Genomic DNA, 19,084 nt, shown 5'->3' on the forward strand with positions numbered 1-19,084 from the left:
ACCCGCCGTACGACCCAAGGGGCCACTCCTCCCGATGTCCGTTCCCGTCCCTGACTTCCCCGACAGCCGCTCCGCCCTGCCGCCGCCCGGCACGGATCCGGAGTGGTTCAAGCGCGCGGTCTTCTACGAGGTCCTGGTGCGCGGCTTCGCCGACAGCAACGCCGACGGCGTCGGCGACATCCGCGGCATGATCGACAAGCTCGACTACCTGCAGTGGCTGGGCGTCGATTGCCTCTGGCTGCCGCCGTTCTTCGCCTCGCCGCTGCGCGACGGCGGGTACGACGTCAGCGACTACACCGCGGTGCTGCCGGAGTTCGGGGACATCCACGACTTCAAGGACTTCCTCGACCAGGCCCACGCGCGCGGCATGCGCGTGATCATCGACTTCGTCATGAACCACACCTCGGACCAGCACCCGTGGTTCCAGGCCTCCCGCAGCGATCCGGAAGGCGACTACGGAGATTTTTATGTATGGGCCGACGACGACACCGGATACGCCGACGCCCGCATCATCTTCGTCGACACCGAGAGCTCGAACTGGACGTTCGACCCGGTGCGCAAGCAGTACTTCTGGCACCGCTTCTTCTCCCACCAGCCGGATCTCAACTTCGAGAACCCGAAGGTGCAGGAGGCGATCATCGAGGCCCTGCGGTTCTGGCTGGACCTGGGCATCGACGGCTTCCGCCTCGACGCCGTCCCCTACCTCTTCGAGGAGGAGGGGACCAACTGCGAGAACCTGCCGAAGACCCACGAGTTCCTCAAGCACGTGCGCAAGGTCGTCGACGCCGACTACCCCGACACCGTGCTGCTGTGCGAGGCCAACCAGTGGCCGGCCGACGTCGTCGAGTACTTCGGCGAGAACGGCGACGAGTGCCAGATGGCCTTCCACTTCCCGGTCATGCCGCGCCTGTTCATGGCCGTGCGCCGGGAGCAGCGCTTCCCGATCTCGGAGATCATGGCGCAGACACCGGAGATCCCCGACAACTGCCAGTGGGGCGTCTTCCTCCGCAACCATGACGAGCTGACGCTCGAGATGGTCACCGACGAAGAGCGCGACTACATGTGGGACGAGTACGCCAAGGACCCCCGCATGAAGGCCAACATCGGCATCCGCCGGCGGCTGGCCCCGCTGCTGGACAACGACGTCAACACCCTCGAGCTGTTCAACGCGCTGCTGCTGTCGCTGCCGGGCTCACCGGTCCTCTACTACGGGGACGAGATCGGCATGGGCGACAACATCTGGCTCGGTGACCGCGACGGCGTCCGCACGCCGATGCAGTGGACCCCGGACCGCAACGGCGGGTTCTCCAGCGCCGACCCGCAGCGCATGTACCTGCCGCTGAACCAGGACCCGGTCTACGGCTACCAGGTCACCAACGTCGAGTCCCAGCTGCGCAACACCACCTCGCTGCTGCACTGGATCCGCCGGATGATCCAGGTGCGCAACCAGCACCCGACGTTCGGACTGGGCACGTTCGAGGAGATCGGGTCGCGCAATCCGACCGTGCTGTCGTTCGTGCGCCGGTTCGGCGACGACGTGGTGCTGTGCGTCAACAACCTCTCGCGGTTCCCGCAGCCGGTGGAGCTCGACCTCCGGCAGTTCGAGGGCTACACCCCCATCGAGCTGACCGGCCGGGTCGAGTTCCCGCAGATCGGCGTGCTGCCGTACATGCTCACGCTGGCCGGGCACGGCTTCTACTGGTTCGAGCTGGCCAAGCCGGCCGAACCGGCCGCCGAGGAGCCCGAGGACTGGGAGAGCACCGGCAGCAGCGCCATCGCCGACTCCCTGCTCGCCGCGGGGGTGGTCAGCGCCGCGGAGGAGACGCCCGGCGACAACCTGCCGGCTCCCGACGCCGAGCAGAACTCCCCCGACTCCGTCGACCGCGCGGGAGGACCCCGATGAGCGCACTGGCAGAGCTGCTCCGCGAGTGGATGCCCGCCCAGCGGTGGTTCGGGAGCAAGGGCCGCGAGTGGGCGGACGTCACCGAGGACGGCTTCTTCCTCGACCGCAGCGAACCCGTGCTCTCGGTGCACCTCGTGCGGGTCACCTACACCGACGGCGGCGGCGACACCTACCTGGTCCCGATCTCCTGGCGCGACGCCTACGTCGAGGAGCTCGGCTCCGCCCACATCGGCACGGTCACCGGCGACGGGCGGCAGTCGCACGCCTACGACGGCATGCGGGACCGGGACGCGACCACCCCGTGGCTGATCCACCTGGTCCAGGCCTCCACCGTCGGGCCGATGCACTTCCACCCCGCGGGGGTGGCCTACATCCCCGAGGGCGTGCCCGGCGACATCGTCTCCACCGAGCAGAGCAACACGTCCCTGGTCTACGGCTCGGAGGCGATCTTCAAGCTGTTCCGGCGCCTGGAGCCCGGGCTGAACCCGGACGTGGAGATCCACGACGCCCTGCGCCGCACCGAGAACCCGCACATCGCGCCGCTGCTCGGGCACATCGAGATCGACGACCCCGACCCGTCGAAGCCGCCGGCGACGGTCGCGATGCTCCAGACATTCGTCCCCAACGCCAGCGACGGGTGGCGGCTGGCCACCGCGAGCGTGCGCGACCTCTACGCCGAGGGCGACCTGCACGCCGACGAGGTGGGCGGCGACTTCGCCGCGGACAGCGAGCGGCTGGGCACGGCCACCGCGTCGGTGCACCTGGACATGGCACGGGTGCTGCCCACGGAGCCGGCCGACCCCGACTGGTACGGCGGCGTCGCCCGGCAGATGGGCGAGCGGCTGGACGCCGCGATCGAGATCGTGCCGCAGCTGGCCGAGCACGCCGAGGGCATCCGGCAGATCTACGCCGCCGTCGCGGACAGCACCGAGCCGGTCGTGCGCCAGCGGGTGCACGGCGACCTGCACCTGGGCCAGGTGCTGCGGACGGCGACCGGCTGGATCGTCCTCGACTTCGAGGGCGAGCCGGCTCGGCCCCTGGCCTCCCGCCGCGAGCTGGACAGCCCGCTGCGCGACGTCGCCGGGATGCTGCGCAGCTTCGACTACGCCGCGCGGCACATGCTCGTCGAGCAGCCCGACGACCCCCAGCGGGCCTACCGCGCCCAGGAGTGGGCCGAGCGGAACCGGGCCGCGTTCTGCACCGGTTACTCCGAGGCCAGCGGCCTGGATCCGTGCGGAGGCTCACCACTCCTTCGGGCGTTCGAGGCCGACAAAGCGGTTTACGAGTGCGTCTACGAGGCACGGAACCGACCGCACTGGTTGATGATCCCGCTCAACTCGCTGTCCCGGCTGACCAGTCGCGACTGACGCTCACGAGAGACCCGAGGCCATCACACCCACGAGCACGGCACCGGAGGACGAGACATGAGCAGCGCAGACGGAAAGGAACCGGTGGCAGACAAGGACGACCTGCAGCGCGCCGTGGAGGACCGGGTGGCCGAGGTCGAGGCCGCCGCCGGCACCGAGCCGGTGGTCAACGCCCCCGCGAAGAAGACTGCCCGCAAGGCGGCGGCCAAGAAGCCCCCGGCGAAGAAGGCGGCCGGCAAGCGGGCGCCGCGCAAGGCGTCGGGTGCCGACGCCGGGAACGTCGCGCCCGCCGGCGAGGTCACGACCACCGGTCAGGAGAGCACCGAGTCCACCGCGCCCGAGGGCGGGCCCACCACGGTGCCGCCGGTGGTGGCGCCGGCACCGATCGCCGAACCGGGCAACCCGGCCGGCTCCCCCGCACCGCCGCCCGAGCCGCCGGACCAGGACCCCGCGGAGCCCAGCCACCCGCAGGCACCGGAGGACGGCGGTGAGCCCTCCGCAGCGACGCCGTCGCCCACGGGCCTGGCCGCACCCGGCGAGCAGCCCACTCTCGACGAGGTGGGCGAGGACGACCTGCGCGCCATCGTCGAGGGCTGGTCGCACGACCCGCACCGCGTCCTCGGCGCGCACCAGGCCGGCGAGGGCTGGGTCGTGCGGACGCTGCGTCCGGACGCGGTCTCCGTGGCCGTGCTGGACGAGGACGGCGGGCGCTACGAGGCCCGCTCGCTGCACGCCGGCGGCGTCTACGAGGCCACGCTCCCGCAGCAGCCGGGCGACTACCGCATCGAGGTCGTCTACCCCGACGGCCAGGGCGGCACGACGACCCACGAGGTCGACGACCCGTACCGCTGGCTGCCCACGCTCGGGCCGATGGACGAGCACCTGATCCGCGAGGGCCGCCACGAGCGGCTCTGGGAGGTGCTCGGTGCGCACGTCCGCCGGTACGAGACCCCGCGGGGGACGGTCGAAGGCGTCTCCTTCGCCGTCTGGGCCCCGGCCGCACGCGGCGTCAAGGTCACCGGCGACTTCGACTACTGGGAGTCCCGCGCCTACCCGATGCGGTCGCTGGGTTCCTCCGGCGTCTGGGAGATCTTCGTGCCCGGCGTGCAGGTCGGTTCCCGCTACCGGTTCCACGTGCTGGGCGCCGACGGGACCTGGCGGGAGAAGTCCGACCCGATGGCCTTCGCCACCGAGGTGCCGCCGCTGAACGCGTCGGTGATCACCGAGTCCGCCCACGAGTGGAACGACGACGCGTGGCTGGCGGAGCGGGCGAGCGGCGGCTGGCACGAGAAGCCGATGAGCGTCTACGAGGTGCACGCCGGCTCCTGGCGCCAGGGCCTCTCCTACCGCGAGATGGCCGACGAGCTCGTCGACTACGTGTCGTCCGCCGGCTTCACCCACATCGAGTTCATGCCGCTGGCCGAGCACCCCTTCGGCGGGTCCTGGGGCTACCAGGTCACCTCGTACTTCGCCCCCACCTCCCGCTTCGGCACCCCGGACGACCTGCGCTACCTGATCGACCGGGCGCACCAGGCGGGCATCGGCGTCATCGTCGACTGGGTGCCGGCGCACTTCCCGAAGGACGAGTGGGCGCTGGCCCGCTTCGACGGCACCCCGCTGTACGAGCACGGCGACCCCCGCCGCGGGGAGCAGCTGGACTGGGGCACGCTGGTCTTCGACTTCGGCCGCTCCGAGGTGCGCAACTTCCTCGTCGCCAACGCGCTGTTCTGGTGCAAGGAGTTCCACGTCGACGGCATCCGGGTCGACGCCGTCGCCTCGATGCTCTATCTGGACTACTCCCGCGACGAGTGGGTGCCCAACCAGTACGGCGGCCGGGAGAACCTCGAGGCGGTCGCGTTCCTGCAGGAGTTCAACGCGACCGTGTACCGCGAGGTCCCCGGCGTCGTGACGATCGCCGAGGAGTCGACGGCCTGGCCGGGCGTCACCCGGCCCACCCACCTGGGCGGCCTGGGCTTCGGGTTCAAGTGGAACATGGGCTGGATGCACGACTCGCTGGACTACGTCGAGCGGGAGCCGATCTACCGCGGCTACCACCACGGGCAGCTCACGTTCTCGATGCACTACGCCTACTCCGAGAACTACGTGCTGCCGATCAGCCACGACGAGGTCGTGTACGGCAAGGGCTCGATGCTGCGGAAGATGCCGGGCGACCGGTGGCAGCAGCTGGCGAACCTGCGGGCCTACCTCGGCTACATGTGGGCCCACCCGGGCAAGCAGCTGCTGTTCATGGGCTCGGAGTTCGCCCAGGACGCCGAGTGGGCCGAGAGCCGCTCGCTGGACTGGTGGCACCTCGACGACCCTGCGCACCGCGGGATCCTCGAGCTGGTCACCGACCTCAACGCCCGCTACCGCGAGCTGGACGCGCTGTGGGCCCTCGACATCGACCCCTCGGGTTTCCAGTGGATCGACGCGAACGACGCCGGCGGCAACGTGCTGTCGTTCCTGCGCTACGGCAAGGCGGTCGCCTCGGCCGACGAACCGGCCGACGCCGCCGACGCCGACCGGTCGGCGGTCGCCTGCGTGGTGAACTTCGCCGGGACCCCGCACCACGAGTACCGGATCGGGCTCCCCCGCCCCGGCTTGTGGCGCGAGGTGCTCAACACCGACGCCGAGGGGTACGGCGGTTCGGGTGTGGGCAATCTCGGCGGCGTGGAGGCGGTCGAGGAGCCCTGGCACGGGCAGCCGTACTCGGCCACGGTCTCGGCACCTCCGCTGGGCACCGTCTGGTTCCTGCACGAGGCCTGACCGGCCGCTCCACGAGGAAGCAGGGAGCATGCGACGACGGCGGTGGGCCGGGCTCACCGCCGTCGGTTGCTGCCTGCTGACGCTGCTCGGTTGCTCGGTGGTCGTCGTGGGAAAGGCCAGCCCGGCTCGGCCGCCCACCACGGACGTCGGGCTCGGCGACATCGACGTCGTCGGCTCGACCGACGAGGAGGTCGACGTGCTGGCGCGCAACGCGCTGGCCGATCTGGAGACGTTCTGGGCCGAGCAGTTCCCCGCGGTCTTCGGGACCTCCTTCGTGCCGCTGCAGGGCGGCTACTTCAGCGTCGACCCCGGCGATGCCGACCCGGGCCTGTACCCGCGGGGCATCGGCTGCGGTGCCGCGTCCAGCGAGGTCGAGAACAACGCCTACTACTGCGTGGCACCCGACTCCCCGAACTCGGACTCGATCAGCTTCGACCGCTCGTTCCTCGCCGACCTCGGCGCGGAGTTCGGCCGGTTCATCCCGGCGCTGGTGATGGCCCACGAGTTCGGGCACGCGGTGCAGGCCCGGGTCGGCTCGTCGGAGTTCTCCATCCTCGTCGAGACGCAGGCCGACTGCTTCGCCGGCGCCTGGGCGCGCTGGGTCGCCGAGGACGAGGCCCAGCACACGACCCTGCGCACCGTCGAGCTCGACGACGTCCTGCGCGGGTACCTGCTGCTGCGCGACCCGGTCGGCACCTCCCTCGCGGAGGAGACCGCGCACGGCTCCTACTTCGACCGGGTCTCCGCCTTCCAGGAGGGCTTCGACGCCGGTACGGAGGCGTGCCGGGACAACTTCGACACCGACCGCGTCCTCACCCAGGACGAGTTCGACCCCAGGAACGAATCCGACATCCGCACAGGGGGGAACGCCGACTACGACGTCCTTCTGGAACTCGTGGAGACGTCCCTCCCTGCGGCATGGACGATCGCCTTCGAGGACGAGTTCGACACGTCCTTCGAGGCGCCGTCGATCGAGCCGTTCGACGGCGAGGCCCCCGGCTGCGCGGCGGACTCGGGCCTCGACCTCGTCTACTGCGCCGACGAGGCCCTGGTCGGGTTCGACGAGGCGGATCTGGCGACTCCGGCGTACGACGAGCTCGGGGACTTCGCGGTGGCCACCGCCATCTCGCTGCCGTACGGGCTGGCCGTGCGTGACCAGCTCGGGCTGTCCACCGACGACGAGGAGGCCGTGCGCTCGTCCGTGTGCCTGGGCGGTTGGTACGCCGCACAGGTCTACGGCGCCGGCGACCTCGTCGGCGCCTCGGTCTCACCGGGCGACATCGACGAGAGCGTGCAGTTCCTGCTCACCTTCGGCGGCGAGCCGACGGTCCTGCCCGCCACCGACCTGACCGGCTTCGAGCTGGTGGACCTGTTCCGGAACGGCTTCGTCGAGGGCCTGCCCGCCTGCGGCCTGGACGCCTAGAAGAGGGCGGTGGTGAGCGCCCGGCGGGCTGCCCCGACGCGGGGGTCCTGATCCCCCACGACACCGAACAGCTCGACCAGGTGCTTGCGGGCCTCGTCCCGCTCCTCCCCCGCGGTGCGGCGGATCACCTCGAGCAGCCGCTCGAACGCCGCCTCGATGTTGCCGGTGCCGAGCAGGAAGTCCGCGGCGCGCGTCTGGGCGGCGATGTCGTCCGGGGCGGCGTCGGCGGCCGCCAGCGCGTCCGGCCCGGCCTCCTCGGCACGACGGAACAGCTGCACCTGCCGCAGGGCGATGCCGGCGTCGGGATGGTCCGGCTCCTCGGCGAGGACGGCCTGGTAGGCGGCCTCCGCGGCGGCGAGGTCGCCGCGTTCCAGCGCGGCCTCCGCGGCGTCGAGACGCGGGTCCTCCAGCTCCGGCTCGGCGGCCTCGCCCGGCACGGCGCCGCCGGTCGTGGCGCGCACCAGCTCCGCGACGAACTCCCGGGCCTGCTCCTCGGGGATGGCGCCGTTGAACTCGGCGATGAGCTGGCCCTGCCACACGGCCTTCACCGCGGGGATGCCCTGGACCCGCAAGCCCTGGGCCAGGGCCGGGTTCGCGTCGACGTCGACCTTCGCCAGCACCCACGAGCCGCCACCCTCGGCGGCCAGCCGCTCGAGGACCGGGGAGAGCTGCTTGCAGGGGCCGCACCACTCCGCCCACAGGTCCAGCACGACCGGGACCTGGAACGAGCGGTCCAGCACCTCGGCCTGGAAGGTCGCCTCGGTGACGTCGACCACCGCGCCGCCGGGCGCCCCCGCCGGGGCGGCGGCGCTCGGCGGCGGTGCCGTCTGGGCGCGGGCGGCTGCCTCCGAGCGGGCCTTCACGGCGGCGAGGTCGACGGCGCCGGCCATCGCGGCGGCCATCTGCGCCTGCTGGGCCTGCGCCCGGGGGTCGGGACGTCCAGGGCGGGTGGGCTGCATGCCAGCGATCATCCCACCGCTGCCCCGGGCGTGTCGGCGCGGCCCGGTCAGCGCTCCCGGTGGCCGGTGAAGGCCACCACCTGCTGGAACGTCGGCCGGTTCTGCCAGTCGATGTCGCGCACCCCGATCACGCCGGTCGCCGTGTGGCGGATGTCGTCCTGGTGCTTGTCGTAGGTCAGCTCGGCGAGCGAGCCGGCCCCCTGCGCGGCGAGGCTCCGGTCCACCGCGCCGCGCAGCGAGGCCCGCAGGTCCTCGGTGCACTGGGTGGCGTCGCCGCCCCCGCAGTAGCTGCGCGACCAGGCGCCGTCGGAGTTGCCGCCCAGGTCGCGGACGACGTAGCCGTACCAGGCGACGTTGTTCCAGGCCGAGCCCAAGCCCTGCCGCGGGTGGTCGTCCAGCCGCTGCGGCAGCTCGGCCACGAGGTCGCCGAGCGTCCCGCGCAGCAGGTCGTGGGCGACCGAGTGGACCGTGCCGTCCTCGGCGGTCGACTCCCACCAGGCGTCGAAGAGCGCGATCGCCGCCTGGTCCTCGTAGGTGCCGTCCCGGTCGGCGTCGATGCGGTGGGCTCCCTTCGCCTGCCAGTCGCGCAGCAGCGCCGTCGCCTCGGCGAGCGCCGGGTCGTCCCCGATCGCCTCGAGCAGTGCGGGCACCGTGTACACGGCCCGGACGTCGACGGTGGCGGCGTCCTGCACGGCGGCGACCAGGTCGGTCGTGGTCACCCCGCCCTCCCCGACGAGGACGTCCATCCGGTCCGAGAGCGCCAGGCTGCGCTGCACCGGGCCCCAGCCCCAGCTGTCGTCGGCCCCGGCCCAGCCGGGCGCCGGCTTGTTGTTCCAGGAGACGAGGTAGCCCGAGGGCGGGTTCGTCTGCTGCGGGTGGTCCTCCGGGGCCATCCAGCCCTGCCAGTCGTACTCGTCGTCCGCCCAGCGCGGCAGGTGCGGGTCGGTGCCCTCGGCCCGGACCGGCACCAGGCCCGACGAGTAGTACGCGATGTCCCGGTCGTCGGCGTAGAACCAGTTGAAGGTGTAGTCGATCGCCGTGGCCGCCTCCTGGAAGCTCTCGGCGTCCTGGACGTACTCGGGGTTGCCGAACCGCTCGAACCCGACCACCGAGTCGAGCTCCCGGTGGTACGTGCTGCGCTGCAGCACGATGCCGACCGGCTCGCCGCCGGCCGTGGTGCGCAGCTGCACGATGCCCTGCTCGGTGCGCAGCACCAGGAAGCGGAGGGTCTGCGGAGCACCGACGCCCCCCAGCGTCGGCAGAGCCACCTGCTCGTGCACGTGCCGGTCCATGGGCACGCAGGTGTCACCGTCCAGGTAGCCCTCCGACTCCACGGTGGCGGTGCCACCCGCGGGGTCGCACAGCCGGACGACGACGGTGTCCACGTTGTCGTGGTTGGCGCTGGTCGCCGACCACGCGTAGTCCACGCCGCGGCCGAGCTGGACGACGACGTTGGTGCCGGCGAAGGAGACGCCGCGCGCCCGGACCCCGGGGGCGACGACGGACTGCTCGGTGAGCAGCTGCGGCGCGTAGTAACTGGTCTGCGGACCGAAGACCGCCCGCGGCCGGCCGTCGTCGGTGTGCTCGCCCGACACCAGCGCGGCATTGCTCATGCCGTCGCCGACCGCGCCGAGGTCCAGGGTCCCGAAGGGTCCGGTGACCTGCTTCGGCGCGGGGTCCAGGCGGCCGGAGAGCGAGCCCAGGGAGGGCAGCGGCAGCGGCGATCCGCCCGCGTCGGACCCGGTGCCCGGCGCGGTGGCGCCGTCGAGGTCGGGCAGCGCGACCCCGGGCCGGGTCGGGTCGACCGCCGCGCCGCCGCCGTTCGGCGCGGACAGCGACGACGTCGTCGGCGCCTGCGGGTCGTCGGCCGACCGCAGGTCGTCGAAGATGCGCCGGCCCTCCTCGGGCCCGAACTGCGCCTGCAGCTGCTGCAGCCACCGGGCGTTGGCGAACTCCGCGCCCCCGCCCTTGCCGAAGATGCCGCCGACGAGCGAGGCGATGTAGACCAGGTCGGCGCGGTCCCAGTCCTGCGGGACCTTCTGGAGCGCGACGTACTCGACCGGGCAGTGCGGACCGAGCACCAGCCCGGGGCAGAGCGCGCGCTGCCCGGCGTTGATGCCCTCGAGGTAGGCGTCGGTGGCACGCAGCAGCGCCTGGCCCTCCTCGCCGAAGCGGGCCGCGACGTCCTCGACCTGGGCGGCGGCCTCATCCTCCGTGTAGAACGCGCTGCGCAGCTGCTCCTGGTCCATGGCGATGTTCTCGGGGCTGGGGCCGAGGAACTCCGAGGCCCGGGCGGCGCCGACGTGGCGCAGCACGTCCATGAGGAACATGCGGTCCTGGGCCCCGGCGTAGCCCGAGGCCCAGGCAGCGAGCTCACGGGTCTCCGCCTCGATGTAGGGCACCCCGAAGGAGTCCCGGCGGATGACGACGCCCTCGCGCGGACGCTCGATGCGGACCGCGTCCTCGTCGGCGAGGGTGAGCGGGGCGTCCTTGTAGAAGTCGCCGAGCCGGTCCTCGGTGAGGGCCGCGAGGTCGGTCGCGTTGAGCGCGTCGTACATCTCCAGCTGGTCGGAGAAGTTGACCGGCGCGTTCCGGCCGTCGACCGCCTGTCGCCCGACCGGGTCGCCGAGCAGTGCACCCACGGCACCGGGCAGGGTCATCGCACCCGACTGGCCGGGCGGCAGGATGTTGCGCACCCCGCCGTACTCGGTGGACTGCTCATGAGCCACGGCGGTGTGCGGGACCGCCAGGCCGGCGACCGCCACCGCCCCTGCCACCAGCACCGATGCGAGCCGCACGACGACCTCCGGGGTAGGGGGATGTTGCCGTGCCTCAACGACACACCTATTGGTGAGTTACGTCACCGGTGGCCCGAGGTCTCAGGACTGGGCCCACACCCCGAGTTCGTTGCCGCTCCGGTCGCGGAAGTGGAAGCGCCGTCCGCCCGGGAAGTCGTACGGGCCCTCGACCACCCGCCCGCCGGCCGCGGTCACCGCGCTCAGGGTGCCGTCCAGGTCGGTCGAGAAGAGCAGGACCAGCGGACCGCCCGGACGGGGCGGCTCGTCGCTCAGCGCCAGCCCGCCGGCCTCGGGTGCGCCCGCGGCGCCCCGGATGCCGGCGTAGCCGGGGCCGTAGTCGGTGAACTCCCAGCCGAAGGCGGCGGCGTAGAACCGCTTCGCCTCGGCGAGGTCGGTCACGGTCAGTTCGACGTAGTCGATGGCGTGGTGCCGGTGTGCATCGGAGTCGCTCATGCCGCGATGGTGCCGGGAGGGTCTGTCAGGAACGGAGCCCGGCCGCGTCGACGCCGTCCACGTCGCCGGCGCCGAGCCGGACCCGGCGCAGGACGTCGAAGAGCGCGTGCTGCTCCGCCTCGGGCAGGTCGCCGAGCCCGAAGTCCAGGGCGGTCAGCGCCCGGGTGGCCACCTCGACCACCTCGCGTCCCTGCGCGGTGATGCCGGCCAGCACGCCGCGGCCGTCGGCGGGGTTGGGCCGCCGGTCGACGTAGCCGGCCGCGACCAGTCGGTCGATCGCATTGGTCACGCTGGTGGGGTGCACCATCAGCCGGCTGCCGATCACCTTGAGCGGGAGCTCGCCGGTGCGGCTGAAGGTGAGCAGCACCAGCACCTCGTACCGGGCGAAGGTGAGCCCGTGCGGCTTGAGCACCTCGTCGAAGCGGGCGAGCAGGATCTGCTGGACCCGGAAGACGCTCGTCGCGGCCCGCATCGCGGCGGCGGGGCCGAAGCGCTGCTCCCACGTCTCCCCCGCGCGCTCGATCGGGTCGAACGGCAGCCCCAGCGGTCGGACCATGCGCGCGACGCTACCGGCGCGCACGGGTCCCATCGAGGCATGCCCCTCGCCGGTGTCACCCGTCCGCGCGGATCCCGGCGCCACGACCGACGGGGTGACCCGGTCCACACCGAGGCGGTTATTCCCAGCGATGACGCGACTTGTCGACGCGTCGACACCTCGACATGACGCCTCCCGGGTTGAGTCCACCGGAGGCCGTTCGTACGGTGGAGGAGCCGGCCGGGTGGTCGTCGCCCGACGAGGGTGACCCCGGGTCCGGTACCGCCGAAGCCCCGGTGTGCAGCGCCCGACCCCCGCGGTCGGGACCACGGCCCCCGGTGCGCGAGCCGCGCGAGACATCCGACGAATCCATCTCCGGTGTGCCGTGCCGTGCCCGCGCGGTCGGCTCGCGGCGGACGAACGGAAGGAGAGCCGCCGCATGGCGACCACTCACCCGACCCAGTCCCGCACCGTGCGCCGCACCGGCGCCGCCCTGCTCACCACCGCCGCCGCTTCGGTGGGCATGTTCCTCACCCCCGCGACCGCCGTCGCCGCCGACCCGGCACCCGCACCGGCCGCCGCGTCGGCACCTGCGCCCGCCCCTGCCCAGGTCGCCGTCGACACCGCACGCGCCCAGGTCGGCAAGGCCTACCAGTACGGCGCCGCCGGCCCCGACCGCTTCGACTGCTCCGGCCTGACCCAGTACTCCTACCGCGCCGCCGGCATCGAGCTGCCGCACTCCAGCAAGGCACAGTCGGAGATGGGCGTGACCGTGCACCCGTACGAGATGCAGCCCGGCGACCTGGTGTTCTTCTACTCCCCGGTGAGCCACGTGGGCATCTACATCGGCGATTCGAAGATGGTGCACGCCGGCAGCGAGTCCACCGGTGTCGAGATCGCCGACGTCGGCATGCCCGGCTTCACCGTCGCCAAGCGCATCGCCTGATCCACGGCTGCGTCCGGCTCAGTGCAGAGCCGGGCGCAGCGGCGGGATCTCCCGCACGCCGAAGACGTCGCGCAGCGCGACCCGAGCAGCCAGGTCGCCGCACATGCCGTGCACGGCCGGGCCGGGCGGGGTGGCGGCCGACGCCATGTACACGCCCCGCACCGGCGTCCGGTAGGTGTTCCACCGCGGGACCGGCCGGGCCAGCATCTGGCGCAGGGTCGCCTGGCCGTTGGAGATGTCCCCGCCCAGGTAGCTGGGGTTCCACTGCTCCATCTGGACGGCGGTCTTCGTCGCCCGCTCGAGGATCGTGTCCTTGAAGCCCGGCGCGAACCGCTCGATCTGGTCCTCGATCGGCCCGGTCATGTCGACGTCGGCACCGTGCGGCACGTGCACGTAGGCCCAGAAGATGTGCCCGCCCTCAGGTGCCCGGGTGGGGTCGGGCACGGTCGGCTGGACGGCGAGCACGTACGGCCGGTCGGTGATCCGGCCCTCGTTCGGGGCCCGCTCCCCCTCGATCGTCTCCTCGAGGTCGCCGGCCACGTGGATGGTCCCGGCCCGGTGGACGTCGGGGTTGGTCCACGGCACAGGTTCGGAGAGGATCCAGTCGATCTTGAAGACGCCGGCGCCGTGCTTGTACCTGCGCACCCAGCGGCGGTAGCCCTCGTTGAGCCGGTCGCCCGCCATCGCGACGAAGTCCGCGGGCGCGGTGTCGAGCAGGACGGCCGGCACGCCCTCGAACTCGCGCAGGTCGGTCACCCGGTGCCCGGTCACGACCTCGCCGCCCTGCTCCTCCAGCGCCGTGACCATCGCGTCCGCCAGCTTCTGGGAGCCGCCCTCGATCAGCGGCCACCCGACGTGGTGGGACAGCATCGCCAGCAGCATGCCGAGCGCGGAGGTCAGCGGCTGGGTGAGGTCGAGCATCCCGTGCGCCGCCGCACCGCCGAGGAGCGCCCGGCCCTCGTCGGTGTCGAAGTACCGGTGCGACAGCCAGCGCACGTTGGGCAGACCGGTGAGGGCGAACCTGGTGACCTGGGGAACGCTCTTCGTCGGCAGCGAGCGCAGCCGGCTGGACAGGAAGAAGTCGATGACGTCGGTGCCGTGCTCCACCAGGGGGCCGAACAGCCGCCGGTAGGCGTCCGCGTCGGTACCGAGCCCGGCCGCGGTCTCCTCCAGCGACCGGAAGGACAGCGCGGCCCGGCCGTCGTCCAGCGGGTGGGCGAAGCTGATCTCGGGGTGGACGAACCGGACCCCGCGGCTCTCGGCGTCGAACTCCCGGAAGAACGGCGCGGCCACCGCCATCGGCTGCACGGTGGAGCACACGTCGTGGTGGAACCCGGGACGGATCAGCTCCTCGGTGCGCATGCCACCGCCCGGGCGGTCCCCGGCGTCGACCACCTGCACCCGCAGCCCCGCCGCGGACAGCCGCAGCGCGGCCGCCAGCCCGTTGGGGCCCGCGCCGACCACGACGGCATCCGGTCGTCCTGCCAGCCCGCTCACCCGCCGATCCTCACACGGCGCCCGCGATGCGCAAGTTCCGTGGCCCGTGAGTCGGTCTGGTGCCCGTGAGGCACGCCGTCCGCGTTCGTGCGCGCGCCCATGGCGTGCCGTCACGGGCCGGTTCTAGCCTTCGCCGGTGCAGTCCTCCCTCCTCCCCCCGCCGTCGGCCGAGCCCGAGGTGCTCCGGCTCTCCCCGGCGGGACGCCGGAGGCGCCTGGCCGCCGTGGTCGTGATCCTCGGGCTGCTCCTGGCCGGCACCGTCTGGGGCGATGACGACGAGTTCCCGTTCGGGCCGTTCCGGATGTACTCCACGCGCAACGACCCGAACACGCCGGTGATCTCCACCCGGGCCGTCGGCCTGACCGCCGCGGGCGAGGAGGTGCGGCTGTCCGGTGGCCAGGTCGGGCTGCGGCGCGCGGAGTTCGAGGGACAGATCAACCGGCTCCGCGCGCAGCCCGACCTGCTGGGCCTGCTCGCCGACGCCTACACCGAGGCCAACCCGTCGGTACCCGAGCTGGTGTCGGTGCAGATGATCCACCGCAAGTTCGAGCTGGCCGACGGCCGCCCGACCGGCGACTACACCGACACGGTCGTCGTCGAGTTCGACCTGGAGGACCACTCGTGACCGCCGCATCGACCGGAGCGCCTCCCGCTCCCCCGCTGCCGACGACGAGCCGATGGTGGTTCAGCCCCGTCCCGCTGGCCCGCATCGCGGTGTTCCGCGTGCTGGCCTACCTCTTCATCCTCGTCGACGTCTTCCTCACCACTGCCTGGGTGCGGGCCCACGCCGACGTGCCCACGGACTGGTACCAGCCTGTCCTCATCGCCCGGCTGCTGCCGCTGCCCACACCGACGCACACCGTGGTGCTGGTCGTGCAGTGGGCGCTCGTCGTCGCCGCCGTGGCCGCTGCCACCGGCCGCGCACCCCGGGTGCTGGGCACTGCCGTCTTCCTCCTCTACCTGGAGTGGATGGTCATCGCGATGAGCTACGGCAAGGTCGACCACGACCGGATCGCCTTCCTCGTGGCGCTGGCCGTGCTGCCGACGATCGGCCGTGCGCGGTTCCGCGACCGCCGGCTGTCCGAGGCCGCCGGCTTCGCGATGGCCGCCGTGTTCGTCAGCGTCGTGCTCACGTACTTCCTCGCCGCCTGGGCCAAGGTCCGGTTCGGCGGCTGGGACTGGCCGACCGGGTCGACCCTGACGCGGGCGGTGGTCCGCCGCGGCACCGACCTCTCCCGCTGGACCCTCGAGGTCCCGGGGCTGCTGCTCGCGGCGCAGTGGGTGATGCTGATCCTGGAGTTCCTCGCGCCGCTCATCCTGTTCGTGCGCAGCGACCGGGCACGGATCGCGCTGGTGGCCTTCCTGATCGGCTTCCACGTCATGACGTACGCGGGCGTGCAGATCATCTTCCTGCCGCACTGCGTCGCGATCCTGTCGATCCTGCCGTGGGAACGGTTGACCGCGCGGTTCGGGCGGCAGCCGGATCAGAGCTGGGCGACCAGCTCGTCGGCGGCCCGGTAGGGGTCGCTCTCCCCCGCCACGACCTGCTCGGCCAGCGCGCCGAGCGCCGTCGTGCCGCGGAGGTCGCCGATCCGCTCGCGCAGCGCCGCGAGGGCGATCGCCTCGATCTCGCGGGCGGCCCGCTCGGCTCGCCGGCGGTGGCCCTCGCCGGAGGACTCCAGCCAGACGCGGTGCTCCTCGACCCGCACCAGCACCTCGTCGATGCCGTTCTCGCTCTCCCGGGAGGCGACGGTCTTCACGATGGGGGGCCGCCATCCGCCGGGCTCGCTGTAGCGCCCGCCGAGCGACTGCATGTAGCGGAGGTCGCGCACCGCCTGCTGGGCGCCGTCCCGGTCGGCCTTGTTGACGACGAAGACGTCGGCGACCTCGAGGATGCCGGCCTTGGCCGCCTGGATGCCGTCGCCCATGCCCGGTGCGACCAGTACCAGGGTCGTGTCGGCCAGCGAGGCGATCTCCAGCTCCGACTGCCCGACGCCGACGGTCTCCACGAGCACGACGTCGCACCCGGCGGCGTCGAGCACGCGGAGCGCCTGCGGCGTCGCCCAGGACAGCCCGCCGAGATGGCCCCGGGAGGCCATGGAGCGGATGAAGACGGCGTCGTCACCCGCGTGGTCCTGCATGCGCACCCGGTCGCCGAGCAGCGCGCCGCCGGAGAAGGGGGACGACGGGTCCACGGCCAGCACGCCGACGCGCTTGCCGGCCTGGCGCAGGGCACGGACGAGCGCGGTCGTCGTCGTGGACTTCCCGACCCCGGGGGAACCGGTGAGGCCGAGCACCTGCGCACCGCCGGTGTGCGGCGCCAGCGCCGCGGCGACCTCGCGCAGCGCGGGACTGGCGTCCTCGACGAGCGAGATCAGCCGGGCGACCGAGCGGGCGTCGCCGTCCCGGGCCCGCTCGACGAGCGCCGGGACGTCGACGGACCGGCGCCCCCGACGCCCACGAGGGGTGGCGGGGGCGCCGGTCTGGACGGCGATGCCGTCCGAGGTCACGCCTGGCTGGGGGCGTGCAGGATCAGGGCGTCGCCCTGACCGCCGCCGCCGCACAGCGCGGCGGCACCGACCTTGAGTCCCCGGCGGCGCAGCTCCAGCGCGACGTCCAGGACGACGCGGGCGCCGCTCATGCCGATCGGGTGCCCCAGGGCGATGGCGCCACCGTTGGGGTTGACCTTCTCCGGGTCGATGCCCAGCTCACGGGTGGAGACGATGCCGACGGCGGCGAAGGCCTCGTTGAGCTCGACGACGTCGAGGTCCTTGGGGTCGATGCCCTCGCGCTCGCAGGCCTTCTTGATGGCACCGGACGGCTGGCTCTGCAGCGTGGCGTCCGGGCCGGCGACGACGCCGTGCGCGCCGATCTCGGCGATCGGGGTGATGCCCAGCTCGGCGGCCTTGGCCGCGCTCATCACGACCACGGCGCAGGCACCGTCGGAGATCTGCGAGGCGGTGCCGGCGGTGATCGTGCCGTCCTTGGCGAAGGCTGGCTTCAGCTTGCCCAGGCTCTCCACGGTCGTGTCGGCGCGGATGCCCTCGTCGTCGGTGAACTCGATCGGGTCGCCCTTGCGCTGCGGGATGAGCACCGGGGTGATCGACTCGGCGAAGACGCCGTCCTTGTGCGAACGCGCGGCCTTCTGGTGGCTGGCCGCGGCGAACTCGTCCTGCTCCTCGCGGGTCAGGTCGTACCGGGAGTTGGCCTGCTCGGTCAGCGCGCCCATCGCCACCTGGTCGAAGGTGTCGGAGAGGCCGTCGTGCGACATCGAGTCGATGAGCTTGGTGTCGCCGAACTTCGTGCCCGTGCGCGAGTTGGCGAGGATGTGCGGCGCCTGGGTCATCGACTCCTGGCCACCGGCGACGACGATGTCGTACTCGCCGGCGCGGATGAGCTGGTCGGCCATGGCGATCGCGGTCAGCCCCGAGAGGCAGACCTTGTTGATGGTCAGCGCGGGCACCGACATCGGGATGCCGGCCTTCACCGCGGCGGGGCGGGCCGGGTTCTGGCCCGCGCCGGCCTGGATGACCTGACCCATGATCACGTAGTCGACCTGGTCGCCGGAGATGCCGGCGCGCTCGAGGGCGGCCTTGATGGCGACGCCACCGAGGTCGGCGGCCGAGAAGTCCTTGAGCGAGCCGAGCAGCCGGCCCATCGGGGTACGAGCGCCGCTGACGATGACCGAGCGGGCTCTGTTGTTCTCGCTCACAGGGGGACCTCCAGTGCCGGGCCGCCGTCGCCGGCGACCGAAAAGTGACAGAGCGGACCGCGCAGGGATCACGCGGCGTCGGGCTGCATACCAGGATAGGACCACCCCCCGACGGGCGTGGCGTGGCCCACTACCGGTCACCCGACCGGGCACCCGGGGCGCCCCCGGAGTGTCGCCCCGGGCGGTGGCGGGGCAGGATGCCGGAGTGACCACCAACGATGCTGCGTCGGCCGGCCTGCCCGAGGGCCTGTTCACGACGATCGACCACGTGGGCATCGCGGTGCCCGACCTGGACGAGGCGATCGCCTTCTACGCCCAGGCCTTCGGGGTGCACTCGGTGCACGAGGAGACCAACGAGGAGCAGGGCGTCCGCGAGGCGATGCTCGCCGTGGGCGACGGGGACACCCGGATCCAACTGCTCGCGCCGCTCACCCCCGAGTCGACGATCGCCAAGTTCATCGGCCGCTCCGGCCCGGGCCTGCAGCAGCTCGCGTTCCGCGTCGACGACGTCGAGGCGGTCAGCGCCACCCTGCGTGAGCGCGGCCTGCGGCTGCTCTACGACGTCCCGAAGCGGGGCACGTCCGACAGCCGGGTGAACTTCATCCACCCCAAGGACGCCGGCGGCGTGCTCGTCGAGCTCGTGCAGCCCGCCTCCACGCACTGACCCATTCCGACCCGGCGGTTACCCGTCGGTAACATTTCCTCACCGCAACTGCCCAGTACCG

Annotated in this window: 15 protein-coding genes; 8 read left to right on the top strand and 7 right to left on the bottom strand. The window is 72.5% G+C overall.

The window, feature by feature from the left end:
- Nucleotides 1–34: 34 nt before the first annotated feature.
- From treS to BN344_RS09200, 4 genes are read left to right on the top strand one after another with little or no spacing between them, the layout of a single operon-like run.
- Nucleotides 35–1,903: a maltose alpha-D-glucosyltransferase gene (treS, locus tag BN344_RS09185; protein ID WP_231486685.1), complete on the top strand. Its 1,869-nt coding sequence runs from the start codon at nt 35–37 to the stop codon at nt 1,901–1,903.
- On the top strand, nt 1,900–3,270 hold the full coding sequence (locus BN344_RS09190; RefSeq protein WP_040338286.1) for a maltokinase N-terminal cap-like domain-containing protein: 1,371 nt from the start codon (nt 1,900–1,902) through the stop codon (nt 3,268–3,270). Before treS ends, BN344_RS09190 begins: the two co-directional genes overlap by 4 nt.
- Nucleotides 3,271–3,327: 57 nt before the next feature.
- Nucleotides 3,328–6,036: a 1,4-alpha-glucan branching protein GlgB gene (glgB, locus tag BN344_RS09195; RefSeq protein ID WP_040338287.1), complete on the top strand. Its 2,709-nt coding sequence runs from the start codon at nt 3,328–3,330 to the stop codon at nt 6,034–6,036.
- 28 nt (nt 6,037–6,064) lie between these two features.
- Nucleotides 6,065–7,459: a neutral zinc metallopeptidase gene (locus BN344_RS09200; RefSeq protein WP_051515750.1), complete on the top strand. Its 1,395-nt coding sequence runs from the start codon at nt 6,065–6,067 to the stop codon at nt 7,457–7,459.
- On the opposite strand, the gene BN344_RS09205 is transcribed toward BN344_RS09200, so the two are convergent.
- From BN344_RS09205 to BN344_RS09220, 4 genes are all read right to left on the bottom strand, one after another.
- Nucleotides 7,456–8,418 (bottom strand): tetratricopeptide repeat protein, encoded by a 963-nt coding sequence (locus BN344_RS09205; protein WP_081788617.1) that lies wholly within the window; start codon nt 8,416–8,418, stop codon nt 7,456–7,458. The genes BN344_RS09200 and BN344_RS09205 overlap by 4 nt on opposite strands.
- Nucleotides 8,419–8,465: 47 nt before the next feature.
- Nucleotides 8,466–11,216 (bottom strand): penicillin acylase family protein, encoded by a 2,751-nt coding sequence (locus tag BN344_RS09210; RefSeq protein WP_040338288.1) that lies wholly within the window; start codon nt 11,214–11,216, stop codon nt 8,466–8,468.
- A gap of 81 nt (nt 11,217–11,297) precedes the next feature.
- A complete protein-coding gene (locus BN344_RS09215; RefSeq protein ID WP_040338289.1) occupies nt 11,298–11,669 on the bottom strand; it encodes a VOC family protein in 372 nt (123 codons plus the stop codon).
- A 25-nt stretch (nt 11,670–11,694) separates the two neighbouring features.
- Entirely contained in the window at nt 11,695–12,225 is a 531-nt protein-coding gene (locus tag BN344_RS09220; RefSeq protein WP_040339008.1) for a MarR family winged helix-turn-helix transcriptional regulator, read from the bottom strand.
- Nucleotides 12,226–12,643: 418 nt separating this feature from the next.
- Here BN344_RS09220 and BN344_RS09225 point away from each other — a divergent pair, with 418 nt between their 5' ends.
- Entirely contained in the window at nt 12,644–13,150 is a 507-nt protein-coding gene (locus BN344_RS09225) for a C40 family peptidase (RefSeq protein ID WP_051515751.1), read from the top strand.
- A gap of 18 nt (nt 13,151–13,168) precedes the next feature.
- Here BN344_RS09225 and BN344_RS09230 read toward each other — a convergent pair whose 3' ends face one another.
- Nucleotides 13,169–14,647 (bottom strand): phytoene desaturase family protein, encoded by a 1,479-nt coding sequence (locus BN344_RS09230; protein ID WP_081788515.1) that lies wholly within the window; start codon nt 14,645–14,647, stop codon nt 13,169–13,171.
- Nucleotides 14,648–14,783: 136 nt separating this feature from the next.
- Here BN344_RS09230 and BN344_RS09235 point away from each other — a divergent pair, with 136 nt between their 5' ends.
- Together BN344_RS09235 and BN344_RS09240 are read left to right on the top strand one after the other, a co-directional pair.
- Complete coding sequence (locus BN344_RS09235; RefSeq protein ID WP_051515752.1) at nt 14,784–15,272, top strand: hypothetical protein; 489 nt, start codon at nt 14,784–14,786, stop codon at nt 15,270–15,272.
- Entirely contained in the window at nt 15,269–16,168 is a 900-nt protein-coding gene (locus BN344_RS09240) for an MFS transporter permease (protein WP_051515753.1), read from the top strand. Before BN344_RS09235 ends, BN344_RS09240 begins: the two co-directional genes overlap by 4 nt.
- Here BN344_RS09240 and meaB read toward each other — a convergent pair.
- Both meaB and BN344_RS09250 read right to left on the bottom strand, forming a co-directional pair.
- Nucleotides 16,132–17,157 carry a methylmalonyl Co-A mutase-associated GTPase MeaB gene (gene meaB / locus BN344_RS09245; protein ID WP_040338290.1) on the bottom strand — a complete coding sequence of 342 codons (1,026 nt, stop codon included), beginning with the start codon at nt 17,155–17,157 and terminating at the stop codon, nt 16,132–16,134. The two genes, BN344_RS09240 and meaB, sit on opposite strands and share 37 nt — an antisense overlap.
- Nucleotides 17,154–18,359 carry an acetyl-CoA C-acetyltransferase gene (locus tag BN344_RS09250; RefSeq protein WP_040338291.1) on the bottom strand — a complete coding sequence of 402 codons (1,206 nt, stop codon included), beginning with the start codon at nt 18,357–18,359 and terminating at the stop codon, nt 17,154–17,156. Before BN344_RS09250 ends, meaB begins: the two co-directional genes overlap by 4 nt.
- A gap of 205 nt (nt 18,360–18,564) precedes the next feature.
- Here BN344_RS09250 and mce point away from each other — a divergent pair, with 205 nt between their 5' ends.
- Nucleotides 18,565–19,023 carry a methylmalonyl-CoA epimerase gene (mce, locus tag BN344_RS09255; RefSeq protein ID WP_040338292.1) on the top strand — a complete coding sequence of 153 codons (459 nt, stop codon included), beginning with the start codon at nt 18,565–18,567 and terminating at the stop codon, nt 19,021–19,023.
- Nucleotides 19,024–19,084: the final 61 nt, after the last annotated feature.

Source organism: Candidatus Blastococcus massiliensis AP3 (genome assembly GCF_000582785.1).
GTDB lineage: Bacteria > Actinomycetota > Actinomycetes > Mycobacteriales > Geodermatophilaceae > Blastococcus > Blastococcus massiliensis.